Annotated in this window: 10 protein-coding genes; 6 read left to right on the top strand and 4 right to left on the bottom strand. The window is 74.6% G+C overall.

The features are described from left to right. Nucleotides 1-6 precede the first annotated feature (6 nt). The 6 genes from ACF08D_RS11800 to glgP all read left to right on the top strand — a co-directional run bounded on the left by ACF08D_RS11800 (nt 7) and on the right by glgP (nt 8,232). On the top strand, nt 7-1,458 hold the full coding sequence (locus ACF08D_RS11800; RefSeq protein ID WP_392222440.1) for a 4-hydroxyphenylacetate 3-hydroxylase family protein: 1,452 nt from the start codon (nt 7-9) through the stop codon (nt 1,456-1,458). Further along, nucleotides 1,455-1,598, top strand: a complete 144-nt coding sequence (locus ACF08D_RS11795) for a hypothetical protein (RefSeq protein ID WP_392222439.1) — start codon at nt 1,455-1,457, stop codon at nt 1,596-1,598. Before ACF08D_RS11800 ends, ACF08D_RS11795 begins: the two co-directional genes overlap by 4 nt. Continuing rightward, nucleotides 1,595-2,992, top strand: coding sequence for an MFS transporter (locus ACF08D_RS11790; RefSeq protein WP_392222438.1), 1,398 nt, complete (start codon nt 1,595-1,597; stop codon nt 2,990-2,992). The genes ACF08D_RS11795 and ACF08D_RS11790 overlap by 4 nt, the downstream gene beginning before the upstream one ends. 62 nt (nt 2,993-3,054) lie before the next feature. Continuing rightward, nucleotides 3,055-4,194, top strand: a complete 1,140-nt coding sequence (locus tag ACF08D_RS11785) for a monodechloroaminopyrrolnitrin synthase PrnB family protein (RefSeq protein WP_392222437.1) — start codon at nt 3,055-3,057, stop codon at nt 4,192-4,194. Beyond that, the gene (locus ACF08D_RS11780; protein ID WP_392222436.1) at nt 4,191-5,480 is read left to right on the top strand and encodes an FAD-dependent monooxygenase; all 1,290 of its coding nucleotides are present in this window, start codon (nt 4,191-4,193) and stop codon (nt 5,478-5,480) included. Before ACF08D_RS11785 ends, ACF08D_RS11780 begins: the two co-directional genes overlap by 4 nt. 124 nt (nt 5,481-5,604) lie before the next feature. Next, a complete protein-coding gene (glgP, locus tag ACF08D_RS11775; protein WP_392222435.1) occupies nt 5,605-8,232 on the top strand; it encodes an alpha-glucan family phosphorylase in 2,628 nt (875 codons plus the stop codon). A 137-nt stretch (nt 8,233-8,369) separates the two neighbouring features. Here glgP and ACF08D_RS11770 read toward each other — a convergent pair whose 3' ends face one another. The 4 genes from ACF08D_RS11770 to ACF08D_RS11755 form a co-directional block, all read right to left on the bottom strand. Then, the gene (locus ACF08D_RS11770) at nt 8,370-10,400 is read right to left on the bottom strand and encodes a M4 family metallopeptidase (RefSeq protein WP_392222434.1); all 2,031 of its coding nucleotides are present in this window, start codon (nt 10,398-10,400) and stop codon (nt 8,370-8,372) included. A gap of 417 nt (nt 10,401-10,817) precedes the next feature. Continuing rightward, nucleotides 10,818-11,423, bottom strand: a complete 606-nt coding sequence (locus ACF08D_RS11765; RefSeq protein WP_392222433.1) for a flavodoxin family protein — start codon at nt 11,421-11,423, stop codon at nt 10,818-10,820. 146 nt (nt 11,424-11,569) lie between these two features. After that, entirely contained in the window at nt 11,570-13,495 is a 1,926-nt protein-coding gene (locus tag ACF08D_RS11760) for an ABC transporter ATP-binding protein (protein ID WP_392223174.1), read from the bottom strand. A gap of 26 nt (nt 13,496-13,521) precedes the next feature. Beyond that, nucleotides 13,522-15,336, bottom strand: a complete 1,815-nt coding sequence (locus ACF08D_RS11755) for an ABC transporter ATP-binding protein (protein WP_392222432.1) — start codon at nt 15,334-15,336, stop codon at nt 13,522-13,524. Between the last annotated feature and the right edge of the window lie 35 nt (nt 15,337-15,371).

Raw genomic sequence — 15,371 nt, 5'->3', positions numbered from 1 at the left:
GAAAAGGTGACGAGGTCCGGTCAGGAGTATCTGGCGTCGCTGCGCGACGGCCGGGAGATATGGCTCGACGGCGAACGCGTCGCGGACGTCACCGCGCACCCGGCGTTCCGCAACACCGCCGCCTCCCTCGCCCGCCTGTACGACCTGGCGCACGACTCCGCGCACACCCCGGTCCTCACCCAGGGGGGCGTCCACCGCGCCTTCGCGGTCCCGCGCTCCCACCAGGACCTCGTCGCGCGCCGCGAGGCGTACAAGGTGTGGGCCGAGGCCAGCTTCGGCTTCCTGGGCCGCACCCCCGACTGCATGGCGGGCGCCGCGGCCGGGTTCGCCGCCCTGCCGCAGCTGTTCCGGACCGGCGGCCACGACGGCTCGGCCGCCGCCCTCGCGTACCACCGGCGGCTCGCGGAGGGCGACCTCTACCCGGTCTTCACCCTCACCAACCCGCAGATCGACCGCACCCGGGCCGCCTCCGAGCAGGAGGAGGACGACCTGGTCCTGCGGGTGGTCGCCGAGAAGGACGGCGGGATCGTGGTGCGCGGCGCCAAGATGACCGGCACCGCCGCCGTCTTCGGCAACGAGGTGATCGTCGGCACCATCGAGCCGCTCCCCGCGCAGGACGCCGACCACGCCGTGTGCTTCTCCGTCCCCGTGGACACCCCGGGCCTGAAGTTCGTCTCCCGCACCTCCTACGAGGGGCGGGCGCGCAGCGTCTTCGACAACCCGCTCTCCTCCCGCTTCGACGAGAACGACGCGCTGCTGGTCGCCGACGACGTGTTCGTGCCCTGGGAGCGGGTGCTGGTCTACCGGAACACCGACGCGGCCTTCGGGATGTGGTGGCGGACCCCCGCCTACCTCAACTTCGTCCACCAGGCCGCCACCCGCTTCTGGACCAAGCTGGAGTTCCTCACCGGCGTCGCGATCCTCGTCACCCGCGCCAACAACACCCACGACCTGCCGCCCGTCACCCAGGCCGTCGGCCGGCTCCTCGGACACGTCGCCCAGGCCAAGGCGTTCGTCCTCGCCGCCGAGGCGTCGTACGAGGAGGTCGACGGCGGGCGCGGCGGAGTGGCGCCCGGCAGGGACATCTCGTACGCCCAGCGCATCATGGCCGGCGAGCTGTACCCGCGGGCCCTCCAGGAGATCAAGCTCCTCACCGGCGGCGGGATCATCCAGCTTCCCGCGTCCGGCCAGGACCTGCTGCACCCGGAGATCGGCCCGCTGGTCCGCAAGTACATCCGGTCGCCCGGCACCCCCGCCGAGGAGCGGGTGAAGCTGCTCAAACTGGCCTGGGACGCGCTCGGTTCGGAGTTCGCCTCCCGCCACGAGCAGTACGAGCGCTTCTACCACGGCGCCCCGCACGTCTACCTCACCCAGCAGGCGTGGGAGGGCGGCGCCGACGCCTGCGAGGCGCTCGCCCGGACCTGCCTGGACGGCTACGGCCTGGAGGGGGCCCGGTGACCGCGCCCGCACGGCTGCGCGCCGCCGACCCCGGGCAGTGCGCCCGGGGCGGCCGGGCGGTCCGCTCCGCCCGCGCCCCGCACCCGGCCGCCGCGCCCGGCGCCGACCCCGGCTGGACCCGCCGCGGGGGCGACCGGTGAGCGGCACGGGGGGACCACCCGCCGCGTGCGGCGCGCTGGGGCTGCTGGCCGCCACCCAGCTGCTGATGATCATGGACACGGCGATCGTCAACGTCGCGCTGCCGTCCGTCGGCGGCGACCTCGGCGCCGGCTCCGCCGCCCTGTCCTGGGTGGCCAACGCCTACCTCATCACCTTCGGCGGGCTGCTCCTCCTCGGCGGGCGCGCCGCCGACCTGCTGGGCCACCGGCGGCTGTTCACCGCCGGGCTCGCGCTGCTCGCCACCGCCTCCGCGGCCGGCGCCCTCGCCCCGTCCGCCGGGACCCTGATCGCCGCCCGCGCGGCCCAGGGCGCCGGCGCGGCCCTCGCCGCCGCGGCCGCCTTCGCCCTGCTGCTCCACCTCTTCCCGAACGGCCCCGCCCGGCACCGGGCGCTCGGCGTCTTCGCCGCCATGGGCGGGCTCGGCGGGGTCCTCGGCACCGTGCTCGGCGGCGTCCTCACCGACCTCCTCGGCTGGCGCTCCACCTTCTGGCTGAACGTCCTCGCCGCCGCCCTGCTCGCCCTGCTCGCCCGCCGCCTCCTGGCCGGCGGCACCCGAGGCGCCGCCCCCGGCGCCGACCTGCTCGGCGCGCTCACCGCCACCGGCGGCCTCGGCCTCGTCGCGTACGCGCTCGTCGGGCGCAGCCCCGCCGCCGGCGCGGCCGGCCTGGTCCTGCTCGCCGCCTTCGCCGTCACCGAGACCCGGGCGGCCCGGCCGCTGGTCCCCCCGGCCGTGCTGCGACGGCCGGCCCTGCGGCTGGCCAACCTCCTCGCCGGCCTCGCCCAGATGGCGCTGTTCCCGATGTTCTTCCTGGTCAGCCTCTACCTCCAGAGCGTGCTGGACCAGTCGCCGCTCGCCGGCGGCCTCGGGCTGCTCCCGCTGTCCCTGGTCGTCGTCGCCACCGCCCCGCTGACCGGCCGTCTGATCGCCCGCCTCGGCCTCGTCCCGACCATGACCCTCGGCTTCGCGCTGCTGCTCGCCGGCCTGGTCTGGCTCGCCCTCGCGCTGCGCCCCGACGGCACCTTCGCCACCACCGTTCTCGCGCCCAGCCTCGTGCTGGGCGCCGCCCTGCCGCTGGTCGTGGTCACCACCAATGTGGCCGCCACGGCGGAGGCCGCGCCCGAGGAGACCGGACTGGCCTCCGGGCTGGTCAACACCAGCCAGCAGTTCGGGTCGGTGCTGGGCCTGGCCGTCCTCGTCGCGGTGGCCACCGCCTTCACCGGCGCGGCCACACCCGGGGCCGAGACGGCCGGCTTCCGGGCCGCGCTGCTCACCGGCGCCGCGTTCGCCGCCGCGGCCGCACTGCTGTCCGTACGGCTGCGCCTGCCCGGGCCCGTACCGGCGCCACGCCAGGACCGGGTGGGCGACCCGCGGTGACCGCCTGACCAGCAGTCCTCCGCGTCACTGTCGAACTCACACTGCCCGAGGGGGGCATCCCGTTGACCCTGTACGACCTCGTCGCGCCCGGTCTGGACACCTGTGCCGAACCGCGCTACCGGATAGCCGAGATACGCGACGCCGACCCGCTGGGCGCCGACGCGCTGCTCGCCGCGCTCCCCGCGATGAACCGCGACGCCGACGTCCCGGCGCTCACCGTCGCCCTGCGCGCCCTCGTCCCCGACCTCGACCGGGTCGCCGAGTGGTGCGTCATCGAGGCGCTCGCCGCCATGCGCGACCTGGGCATGCTCCTCGGCTCGCTCAAACGGCACGGCGTCCAGCCCGTCGCCGCCGTGCCGGAGGTCCTGCCCGTCCTGGAGGAGCTGGCCCGCCGCACCGACATGGTGCCCCGCGACACCGTGCACCACTACACCACCTGGAACCCGCTGGGCGCCCGGCAGCGCAGCTACACCGGCCACGAGATGGAGGGCCATCTCCAGGAGGCCGTCCGGATGGTCTTCCCCAGCCTCGTCGCCGCGCTCGACACCTGCGCCCAGCTCGCCCGGCTCGAACCGTACGACCCCGGCTTCGCCCTCGCGCTGGACCGCACCGCCCAGCACGTCCAGGCGATGGTCGACTCCATCGACTTCACCGTCGACCATGTGACCCCGTCGTACTTCGCCCGCGTCCTGCGCCCCTACTTCGAGGAGGTCGACGTCGCCGGCCGCAGCTACCTCGGGCCCGCCGCCGCCCAGGTCCCGCTGTGGCTGGTCGATCTGACGGTCTGGCAGTGCGACCGCCCCCACCCCGGCTACGACGCCTTCCTCGCCGAGTCGGTCGAGTACAGCCTCCCGTCGTGGCGCGCCTTCCACGCCGCGCACAGCGGCGGCGTCTCCGCCGTCAGCAAGCTGTCCGCCGCGCTGAGCTGGGAGACCGTCCACCGGCTGCCCCCGCAGCTCCTCGCCTCCGCCCACTCGCTGGCCCGGGTGCTGCGCATCCTCAAGACCTTCCGCGCCCGCCACATCGGCATCGCCCGCAAGGCGTACGGCGACGACCTGCGGCTGTACGACACCGGCAGCGGCGGCGCCCCCGTCGCGCTGCTGCGCTCCGTGCTCGACCTGACCCGGGCCAACGAGACGCTGGTGCGCCGGGCCGGCTGCCCCACCACCCCGCGCGCCCGCCTGCGGGAGGCGACGGCATGACCCCGCACATCCTGATCGCGGGCGGCGGCGTCGCCGGGCTGACCGCCGCGCTCTCGCTGCACGCCGCGGGCTTCCCGCACGTCACCGTCGTCGAGGCGGCGCCCGAGATCCGCCCGGTCGGCGCGGGGCTGAACCTCATGCCCAACGCGGTGCGCGAGCTGGACGCGCTCGGACTCCTCGACGCCCTGGAGGCCGACGCCGTCCGCACCCGCGAGCTGCGCTACTACCACTGCTCCGGCGCGCTGATCTCCCGCGAGCCCCGCGGCCTGGGCGCCGGCCACCGCTGGCCCCAGCTCTCCGTGCACCGCGGCCGGCTCCAGCGGGTCCTGGCCGACGCGGTACGCCGACGGATCGGCCCCTCCGCGATCGTCACCGGCGTCCGGGTCACCGGTCTGGAGCAGCTCCCCGACGGCCGCCCCCGGGTGCGGCTGGACCACCGCGAGGGGTCCCGCGCGGGCCGCGCCTCGCTGGAGCCGGACGTCCTGATCGGCGCCGACGGCATCCGCTCGGCGGTCCGCGCCGCGCTCAACCCGCGCGAGGGCGAGCCGCCCTGGAACGGGACGCTGGTGTGGCGGGGGACCTCCTGGCTGCCCGCCGACCGTGCCGGAACGTTCATGCTGATCGCGGGCGACGACCGCCGCAAAGCCGTCGTCTACCCCCTGTCCCCCCGGCCGTCAGGCTCTGGAGACGTCCTCGTGAACTGGGCGCTGGCGATGCCCGCCGACCGCATCGTCGACGCCACCCCGCGCGGGGACTGGAACCGGGCCGTCCCCGTGACGGACTTCCTGCACCACTACCGGGGCTGGGAGTTCGACGGCGTCAGCGTCGAACGCGTACTGAAGGCGGCCGACACCGCCTACGAGTACCCGATGGTCGACCGGGAGCCGCTGGCGCGCTGGAGCCACGGCCGCACCACGCTCATCGGCGACGCCGCCCACGCCATGTATCCCATCGGCTCCAACGGCGCCACCCAGTCGATCATCGACGCGCGGGCCCTCGCCCACGCCATGGCCGCCCACCCCGACCCGGCCGGCGCCCTCGCCGCCTACGAGGCGCACCGGCGTCCCGCCATGACGGAGCTTCAGCGCGCCAACCGGCGGCTGGGCCCCGAGGTCGTCATCAATCTGGCCCACGCGCGCGCGCCCGGCGGATTCACCGACATCGACACCGTGATCCCGCCGTCCGAGCGACGCGAGATCGCCGCACGGTACGCCACCACCGGCGCCTTCGACCCGGAATCCGTCAACGCGGGCTCCCCCTACGAGGTACCCGTCGGCGCGCCGTGAACGCGCCCCCCTGAGTGCGCCGTGGTGACGGAGGGCGGCGTGCCGATAACGTCGAAGAGTGAAGGCGGACGCACACCGTGGTGCGTCCGCCCCGATACGCATCTGCCCTGCGAAGGTGGAACACGTGAAGGCAATCCGTCGATTCACCGTGCGCCCCGTCCTCCCCGACCCGCTCCGGCCGCTCAGCGACCTCGCGCGCAATCTGCGCTGGTCGTGGCACGCCGAGACCCGTGACCTGTTCCAGTCCGTCGACCCCGAGGGGTGGCGGGTGGCCGGCGGCGACCCCGTCCGGCTGCTGGGCTCCGTGTCCGCCACCCGGCTCGCCGAGCTCGCCCGCGACCGGCGCTTCCTGCGCCGCCTCTCCTCCGTCGCCGACGACCTCGACGACTACCTGCGCGGCAGCCGCTGGTACCAGAACCACTCCCTGCCCGACGGCGACCTGCCGGCCGCCGTCGCCTACTTCTCGCCCGAGTTCGGCGTCACCGCCGCCCTCCCTCAGTACTCCGGCGGTCTCGGCATCCTCGCCGGCGACCACCTCAAGGCCGCCTCCGACCTCGGCGTACCGCTGATCGGCGTCGGCCTGCTCTACCGGCACGGCTACTTCCGCCAGTCCCTCTCCCGGGACGGCTGGCAGCAGGAGCACTACCCGCTCCTCGACCCCAACGAGATGCCCGTCAGCCTGCTGCGCCGCCCCGGCGGAGCACCCGTCCGGGTGTCCCTCGCCCTCCCCGGCGGACGCTGCCTGCACGCCCACATCTGGGTGGCGCAGGTCGGCCGGGTCCCGCTGCTGATGCTCGACTCCGACGTCGAGGAGAACGGCCCCTCCGAGCGGGACGTCACCGACCGGCTGTACGGCGGGGGCAGCGAGCACCGGCTGCTCCAGGAGATGCTCCTGGGAATAGGAGGTGTCCGGGCGGTACGCGCGTACTGCGAGCTGACCGGCCACCCCGCCCCCGAGGTGTTCCACACCAACGAGGGCCACGCCGGATTCCTCGGCCTGGAGCGCATCCGGGAACTGAGCGAGGAGGGCACCGAGTTCGACGCCGCCCTGGAGGCCGTCCGCGCCGGGACGGTCTTCACCACCCACACCCCCGTCCCGGCCGGCATCGACCGCTTCGACCGCGAGCTGGTCGCCCGGCACTTCGGCGAGGGCGCCGAGCTGCCCGGCCTCGACGTCGAGCGGATCCTCCAGCTCGGCCGGGAGACCTATCCCGGCGGCGAGCCCAACCTGTTCAACATGGCCGTGATGGGCCTGCGCCTCGCCCAGCGCGCCAACGGCGTCTCCACGCTCCACGGCGCGGTCAGCCGGGGCATGTTCGCCGGCCTGTGGCCGGGCTTCGACCCCGACGAGGTGCCGATCACCTCCATCACCAACGGCGTCCACGCCCCCACCTGGGTGGCACCCGAGGTCTTCCGGCTCGGCGCCCGCAAGATGGGCACCCAGCGCGCCGAGGACGCCCTGAGCGTCGGCGGCACCATGCGCTGGGACGTCCCCGGCGAGATCGCCGACGGCGAGATCTGGGACCTCCGCCGCGAGCTGCGCGAACAGCTGGTGACCGAGGTCCGCACCCGGCTGCGCGCCTCCTGGCGGCAGCGCGGCGCCGGATCGGCCGAGCTGGGCTGGATCGACTCGGTCCTCGACCCCGACGTCCTCACCATCGGCTTCGCCCGCCGCGTCCCCTCGTACAAGCGGCTGACGCTGATGCTCCGCGACCGCGAGCGGCTCACCCGGATGCTGCTGCACCCGGAGCGGCCGGTGCAGATCGTGGTCGCCGGCAAGGCCCACCCCGCCGACGACGGCGGCAAGCGGCTGGTGCGGGAGCTGGTCCGGTTCGCCGACGACCCGCGCGTACGCCACCGGATCGTGTTCCTGCCCGACTACGGCATGGGCATGGCCCAGAAGCTGTACCCCGGCTGCGACGTGTGGCTCAACAACCCGCTGCGCCCGCTGGAGGCGTGCGGCACCTCCGGGATGAAGGCGGCGCTCAACGGCTGCCTCAACCTCTCCGTCCTCGACGGCTGGTGGGACGAGTGGTACGAGCCGGACTTCGGCTGGGCGATCCCCACCGCCGACGGCCCGACCACCGACGAGGACCGGCGGGACGACCTGGAGGCGAACGCCCTCTACGAGCTGATCGAGAAGCGCGTCGCCCCCCGCTTCTACGACCGGGGCGCCACCGGGCTGCCCGAGCGGTGGATCGAGATGGTCCGCCGCACCCTCGCCAACCTGGGCCCCAAGGTGCTGGCGGGGCGCATGGTGAGGGAGTACGTGGAGCGGCTCTACGCCCCGGCCGCCCTGGCCCACCGGGCGCTCGACACCGGGGCCGCCCGGGAGCTGGCCGGCTGGAAGGCGCGGGTCCGGGCGGCGTGGCCGCGCGTGACGGTCGACCACGTCGAGGTGGACGAGGCCAACGGGGTCGCCGAGCTGGGCTCCACGCTCGCCCTGCGGGTCCGGGTGGCACTCGGCGACCTCCAGCCGGAGGACGTGGAGGTGCAGGCGGTGGCCGGCCGGGTGGACACCGACGACCGGCTGCGGGACGCCCAGACCGTGCCGCTGAAGCCGGCGGGCGGCCCGGACCAGCAGGGGCGCTGGGTGTACGAGGGCCCGCTGACCCTCGACCGGACCGGCCCCTTCGGCTACACCGTTCGGATACTGCCCACCCACCGGCTGCTCGCGGCGGGCGCCGACCTCGGTCTGGTCGCCATGCCGACGGAGGCCACCGGCGAGGGCGCGGGCGTCCTGATGCGCTGACGCCCCCGGCGGTCGCGCCGGCGCCCGAGCACGACGGAGCCGCCCGGGGAGTGACCCGGGCGGCTCCGGTGCGCGGTCGTCCGGCCGCGACGGTGTGCCTGGCGGCCACGGCCCGGCGGGCCGTGGCCGGGCGGCTGCTACGGGAAGGTCAGCTTGAACCCGTTGATGTAGCCGGTGTCCTGCCGGGCCCGGTCCTGGACCCGGAGCTTCCAGCTGCCGTTGGCGACCTCGGAGGAGGCGTTCACGGTGTACGTGGCCTTGACGTTGTCGGCCGAGTCGGAGGAGCTGAACGGCTTCAGGTTGTAGACCGAGCCGTCCGGGGCGACCAGGTCCACCACCAGGTCACCGCGCCAGGTGTGGACGATGTCCACGTCGACCTTGAGGGCCGAGGGGGCGTTGCCGGTGACACCGGTGACGTTCACCGCGGAGGTGACGGCCGCGCCGTTGTCCGGGATCGCCACGTCGGCGGTGTTCTCGAAGACCTTGCCGGTGCCCGGGTCGCCGCCGCCGGGGCGGGAGCCGACGTTGACGCCGGCCCAGGCGTGCTCGACCGCCTTGACCTCGTTGCTGTTGGCGCCGTACAGCTCGGTGGCGACCGCGACGGTGCCGGTGCGGGCCGCCGCGTAGTTGGTCGTCGAGGTGAACTTGGTGGTGAGCGCCTTGTACCAGATCAGCGCGGCCTTGTCGCGGCCGATGCCGGTGACGGGCAGGCCGTCCGAGGTGGGCGAGTCGTAGCTCACGTCGTTGATGGTCTTGGCGCCGCTGCCCTCGGAGAGCAGGTAGAACCAGTGGTTCGCCGGGCCCGAGGAGTAGTGGACGTCGATGTTGCCGATGCCGGAGTACCAGGCGTCCTTCGACGAGCCGTCCTTGCTCGGCTTGTCCATGTAGCGCAGCGGCGTGCCGTTGCCCCGGATGTCGATCTTCTCGCCGACCAGGTAGTCGCCCTTGTCCTGGGCGTTGTTGGCCTGGAACTCCACGGCCGCGGCGAAGATGTCGGAGGTCGCCTCGTTGAGGCCGCCGGACTCGCCGCTGTAGACCAGCTTGGCGGTCGCGGAGGTGATGCCGTGCGTCATCTCGTGCGCGGCCACGTCGATCGACGTCAGCGGCTTGGCGTTGCCCGCGCCGTCGCCGTACGTCATGCAGAAGCAGCTGTCGGTCCAGAAGGCGTTGACGTAGTTGTTGCCGTAGTGGACGCGCGAGTACGCGCCGACGCCGTCGCCCCTGATGCCCGAGCGGCCGTGCACGTTCTTGAAGTAGTCCCAGGTGAGGGCCGCGCCGAAGTGGGCGTCGGCGCCGGCCGTCTCGGCGTTCTGCGGGGTGCCGTCGCCCCAGACGTCGTCGGGCCCGGAGAACAGCGTCCCGGTGCCGGAGGTGCCGCGGTTGAGGTTGTACGTCTTGTGGCTGCCGCGGCCGGTGTCGGTCAGGGTGTACGAGGGCGCGGTGCCCAGCGTGACCTGGCCGCTGTACTGGGTGTTGCCGGTGCCGTTGTGCACGGCCTGCCACTCGTACAGCTTGGCGCCGGTGGTGGCGTCGGTGACCACGTGCAGCTCGTTGGGGGTGCCGTCGTGCTGGAGCCCGCCGACGACCGTCTCGTACGCGAGGACCGGCTTGCCCTGCGCCAGCCAGACCACCTTGCGCGGGGCGCGCTCGGAGTCGGTGGCCTTGGAGCCCTCCGCCCGGGCGGCGCCCAGCGCCTGCTTCTCGGCGGCGGCGGGCGCGATCTCCGCGGTGGTGTGCACGTTCGTCAGCGCCGCGCGGGACGCCTTGCTGACCGCCTCGGTCCGGCCGGCCTTCGTCTCGGCGACCACGAGGTCGCCGCCGAGGACGGGCAGCCCGGCGTAGGTCCGCTCGTACCGGGTGTGGGTGGTGCCGTCGCGGTCCTGGGCGACGTCCCGGACGACGAGCTTCTCCTGGGCGCCGAGGCCCAGTTCGCGGGCCGTGTCCGCCTTGCCGGCGTCGGCGGCGCGTATCAGCGCGGTGCGCTGCGCGGGGGAGAGGTCGGCGGGCAGGGCGCCGGGGTCGGCCTTGCCGGCCGACTGGGCCGCGGGCGCGGCCCCCGGGAGGCCGGCGGCGGTGGCGCCCCCGGTCTGCACGCCGACGGCGAGTATGGCGGCGGCGGCGATCAGGGCGCCGGTCGCGGTGGCGCGACGGCTGGGCGTGGATCTCACGCGGACTCCTTTTGCGAGGGGGGTTACCGGTCGGCTGGGTGGGGCCGGCCGGGGCGGAGCAGCCTGAACGTGCGCGGAACACAGGTGGAACGAACACCCGAACTGATGTCGAACAGGTGGTGCGGAGAACGGGGTAAGAGTGGCGCCGGACACGGCTCCCTGTCAGGAGCGCGTCAAGGAATTGGCCGGAAATCGTCCGGTGCCTGAAATGTCATGTTCGTTAACCGGACGTTTCACCCCGCGTACGCCGGGGGCGCCCGGACGCGCGAACGGGCCGGGAACCGTGGGTGTTCCCGGCCCGGTCGCGGTGTTCCCCCGTGTGAACGGTGCGTTGCTCCGCCGTGTCGCGCCCCTCTATCAACCGGTACGGAGGCGGGGGGCGCTTCCGGCCACCCGGCGAGGCCCCCGGCGGGACCGCTAGACGCCTTCGTGGGCGTAGCGCACGAGGGGCGCCTCGTTCTGGAAGAACGTCTTGGCGCGGACCATCGCCCGCTCGTCGTCCCGCACCTGGCCGGGCCGCGACCCGTTGCCGAACAGCACCCCGCCGAAGCGCATGTTCATGTACGCGGCCGAGTTGTGCAGCGTCGTCACCAGCCCGTCCGCGACGCTCTCCTCGTCGGCGGCCATCACGGTCACCCCCCACAGCGTCCGGCCCGCCATCCGCTCGTGGAAGTCCGAACCGGGCTCCGTCAGCCAGCCCGACCAGAAGTCCAGGTAGCGCTTGGTCTGCGCGGACAGGGTGTACCAGTACAGCGGGGAGACCAGGACCACGTCGGTGGCCGCCAGGGTGGCCCGCCGCAGCTCCCGCTCGCTCTCGCCCGCGGTCCAGGTGCCGGTGTCGTGCCGCCCGTCCTGGAAGTCGGGCAGGGGCAGGGTGTTGAGGTCCACCCAGTGCTGCGCGGTGCCGGCCGGGAGCTGCTCGGCCGCGGCCCGCGCCAGGAGCGCGGAGTTCCCGTCGGCGCGGGAGCTGCCGAGCACGAAGAGGAAGGAGCGGTCGGCGGGGCGGGACGGGTCGGTGGTCATGTCTGCTCCGGTGTGGGTGCCCCGGGTGCGGCCGGGGGTAAACGGTGGCTTCCTCCGTTTACAACTCCGGTGCCACCGAAGGGTATTCCCGCCCGGCGGCCCGATCTCCGGGCGGCTCACGGCCCGTCGGCCCGCGGGCCCTCCCGTCAGCCCGCCAGGCTCTCCCGCCACGCCCGGTGCAGCCCCGCGAACCGCCCCTCGCCCCGGATCAGCTCGGCGGGCGCGCCGTCCTCCACGATCCGGCCGCCCTCCATCACCAGCACCCGGTCGGCGACCTCCACCGTCGACAACCGGTGCGCGATCACCACCGCCGTACGGCCCTCCAGCACCGTGCCCATGGCGCGCTGCACCGCCCGCTCCCCGGGCACGTCCAGCGAGCTGGTCGCCTCGTCCAGGATCAGCACCGCCGGGTCGGCCAGCAGCGCCCGGGCGAACGCCACCAGCTGCCGCTGCCCGGCCGAGATCCGGCCGCCCCGCTTGCGGACGTCCGTGTCGTACCCGTCCGGGAGGGCGGCGATGAAGTCGTGGGCGCCGATGGCCCGGGCGGCCCGCTCGATCTCGTCCCGGGTTGCCTCCGGCCGCCCGATCGCGATGTTCTCCGCGACCGTCCCGGAGAACAGGAACGCCTCCTGCGTCACCATCACCACCCCGCGCCGCAGCTCCGGGACGGCCAGGTCCCGCAGGTCCACCCCGTCCAGCAGGACCCGCCCGCCGGACGGGTCGTAGAACCGGGCCAGCAGCTTGGCCAGCGTCGACTTGCCCGCCCCGGTCGACCCCACCACCGCGACCGTCTGCCCCGCCGGGATCGTCAGCCCGAAGCGCGGCAGCACCTCACCGCCCGTGCGGTATCCGAAGCGGACGTCCTCGAAGACGACCGTCCGGCCCGGCCCGCCCGCAGCGGCCGGCGGCAGCGCCCTCGGCACGTCCGGCTCCCGGACCGCCGGCACCTGCGCCAGCAGCCCGGCGATCTTCGCCAGCGAGGCCGCCGCCGACTCGTAGGAGTTCAGGAACATCGCCAGCCGGTCGATCGGGTCGTACAGCCGCCGCATGTAGAGCACCGCCGCGGCCAGCACCCCGAGGGCCAGCGTCCCCTCCGCCACCCGGTAGGCGCCCCACAGCACCATGCCGGCCACCGCCGTGTTGGCCACCAGCCGGGAGCCCACCACATAGCGGGCCATCTCCAGGATCGCGTCGCCGTTGCGCCGCTCGTGGCGGTGGTTCAGCGCGGCGAACGCGGTGTCATTGGCCCGCTCCCGCCGGAAGGCCCGCACCGGCCGGATGCCGTTCATGGTCTCCGCGAACTTCACGATCACGGCGGCCACCGCCGTCGACCGCGCCGAGAACGCGACCGCCGCCCGCCGCCGGTAGAGCCGCACCAGCAGGTACAGCGGCCCGAAGGAGGCCACCGCCACCGCGCCGATGCCCCAGTCCAGCCAGAGCAGCAGCGCCGCGATGAACACGAAGGACAGGACCACCCCCACCAGCTCCTGGAGGCCCTCGGCCAGCAGCTCCCGCAGCGACTCGACGTCCGTGGTCGAGCGGGAGATCAGCCGGCCCGAGGTGTACCGCTCGTGGAAGTCGACGCTCAGCGCCTGCGCGTGCCGGAAGATCCGCCCCCGCAGGTCCAGCAGGACGTCCTGGTTCACCCGGGCGGAGGCGCGGATGAAGGCGTACTGGAACAGCCCGGCCCCCGCCGCGCACCCCAGATACCCCACCGCCACGGCGACCAGCGGCCCGTGCTGCCCCGCCCGCAGCGCGGGCACGGCACGGTCGATCGCGTACGCCACGAGCAGCGGCCCCGCCTGCACCGCCGCCTGCTGGAGCAGCAGCAACAGCGCGGTGAGCGCCACCCGCGCCCGCCGGGGCGCCAGCAGCGAGCGCAGCAACGCGCCGGTGGCGCCCGGCGCGACCGGCAGGTCGTCCCGGTCGAAGGCGTCCGCCGCGCCGGCCGCCGTGCCGTCCGCCGCGCCGGCCCCCGGCCCGTCGCCCGGTCCGGCCGCCTTTCCGGCCGTCCGCCCGGCCGGCCCTCCCGGAGGCGTGTGCTCTCCCGGAGGCGCGGGCTCCGCGGTCACCGGGGGCGCGCCCCCGACCGTGTCCGTCACCGTCCACCACCCGTCGTCCCGGCCGGCGAACCGGCACCCGACATCAGCCAGGCGTACTCCCGGCTGTCCCGCAGAAGCTCCTGATGGGTGCCCACCGCCACGATCCGGCCCCCCGACAGCAGCGCCACCCGGTCGGCCAGCATCACCGTCGACGGCCGGTGCGCCACGACCAGGGCGGTGGTGTCCCGCAGGACGTCCCGCAGCGCCGCCTCGACCAGCGCCTCCGTGTGCACGTCCAGCGCCGACAGCGGGTCGTCCAGCACCAGGAAGCGCGGCCGGCCCACCACCGCCCGCGCCAGGGCCAGCCGCTGGCGCTGGCCGCCCGACAGGCTCAGCCCCTGCTCGCCCACCTGCGTCGCGGCCCCCTCCGGCAGGTCGTGGACGAAACCGGCCTGGGCCACCTCCAGGGCGCGCCGCAGCGCCGGCTCGTCCGCCTCCCCGGGGCGGGCGCCCATCAGCACGTTCTCCCCGACGCTCGCCGAGAACAGCGTCGGCTCCTCGAAGGCCACCGCCACCAGCTCGCGCAGCCGGTCCCGGGGCAGGGCCGCCGCGTCCACCCCGTCGAGCAGGATCCGGCCGCCCGTCACCTCGTGCAGCCTCGGCACCAGCGCGGTCAGCGTCGTCTTGCCCGAGCCGGTGGCGCCGACCAGGGCCATCGTCTCCCCGGGGCGTACGACCAGGTCGATGCCGTCCAGCACCGGCGGGGCGCCCTCCGGCGCGTCCGGGTAGCGGAACGACACGTTCTCGAAGGACAGCCCGCCGGACGCGCCCGCGGGCGCCGCCCGCCCGCCGGAGTCCTCCTCCGCCTCGTCCATCACCTCGAAGAAGCGCTCCACCGCGGTGGCCGCCTCCTGGCTCATCGCCAGCAGGAAGCCGATCGACTCCACCGGCCAGCGCAGCGCCAGCGCCGTCGACAGGAACGCCACCAGCGTCCCCGCGGACAGCCCGCCGTCCGCCACCTGCGCCGTGCCCAGCACCAGCGCCGCCCCGATGGCCAGCTCGGGCACCACGGTGATGACCGCCCAGATGCCCGCCAGCAGCCGCGCCTTGGCCAGTTCCGTCCCCCGCAGCCGCTCCGCCAGCCCCCGGAACGCCCGCGCCTGGCTGCGGTGCCGGCCGAAGCCCTTGACGATCCGGATGCCGAGCACGCTCTCCTCGACGACCGTCGTCAGATCACCCACCTGGTCCTGGGCGCGCCGCGCCACCAGGGAGTACCGCGTCTCGAACCACGCGCACACCACGATCAGCGGCGCCACCGGCACCAGCAGCACCAGCCCCAGGGCCCAGTCCTGCACCAGCAGCACCCCGCACCCCACGACCACCGTGACCCCGTTGACGAACAGGAACGTCATCGGGAAGGCGAGGAACATCCGGATCAGCGACAGGTCCGTGGTCGCCCGCGACAGCAACTGCCCCGACGGCCACCGGTCGTGGAACGCCACCGGGAGCCGCTGGAGGTGCCGGTAGAGGTCGCCGCGCATGGCCGCCTCGACACTCGCCAGCGGCCGGGCGACCAGCCACCGCCGCAGCCCGAACAGCACCGCCTCGGCGATCCCCAGCCCCAGCACCGCCAGCGCCCCCAGCCACACCCCGCCCGGGTCCCGGGCCGCCACCGGCCCGTCCACGATCCACTTCAGGGCGAACGGGATGACCAGCCCCAGGCAGGACGCCACCACCGCGACGACCGCCGCCGTCCCCACCCGCCCCCGCACCGGGCGCACATACGGCCACAGCCGCAGCAGCACCCGGACGACCGAGCGGTCCTCACGGTCGTCGCGGCGGGCGGGCGGTGTCGCGTCCTGTCCAGTCATCAGGAGCGAGACTACGGTTCACCACTGACAACGCT

The organism is Streptomyces sp. NPDC015131 (assembly GCF_043079975.1).
Taxonomy (GTDB): domain Bacteria; phylum Actinomycetota; class Actinomycetes; order Streptomycetales; family Streptomycetaceae; genus Streptomyces.
Note: the sequence above shows the minus strand (reverse complement) of the source record. Positions and strands in the feature narration are given on the sequence as shown.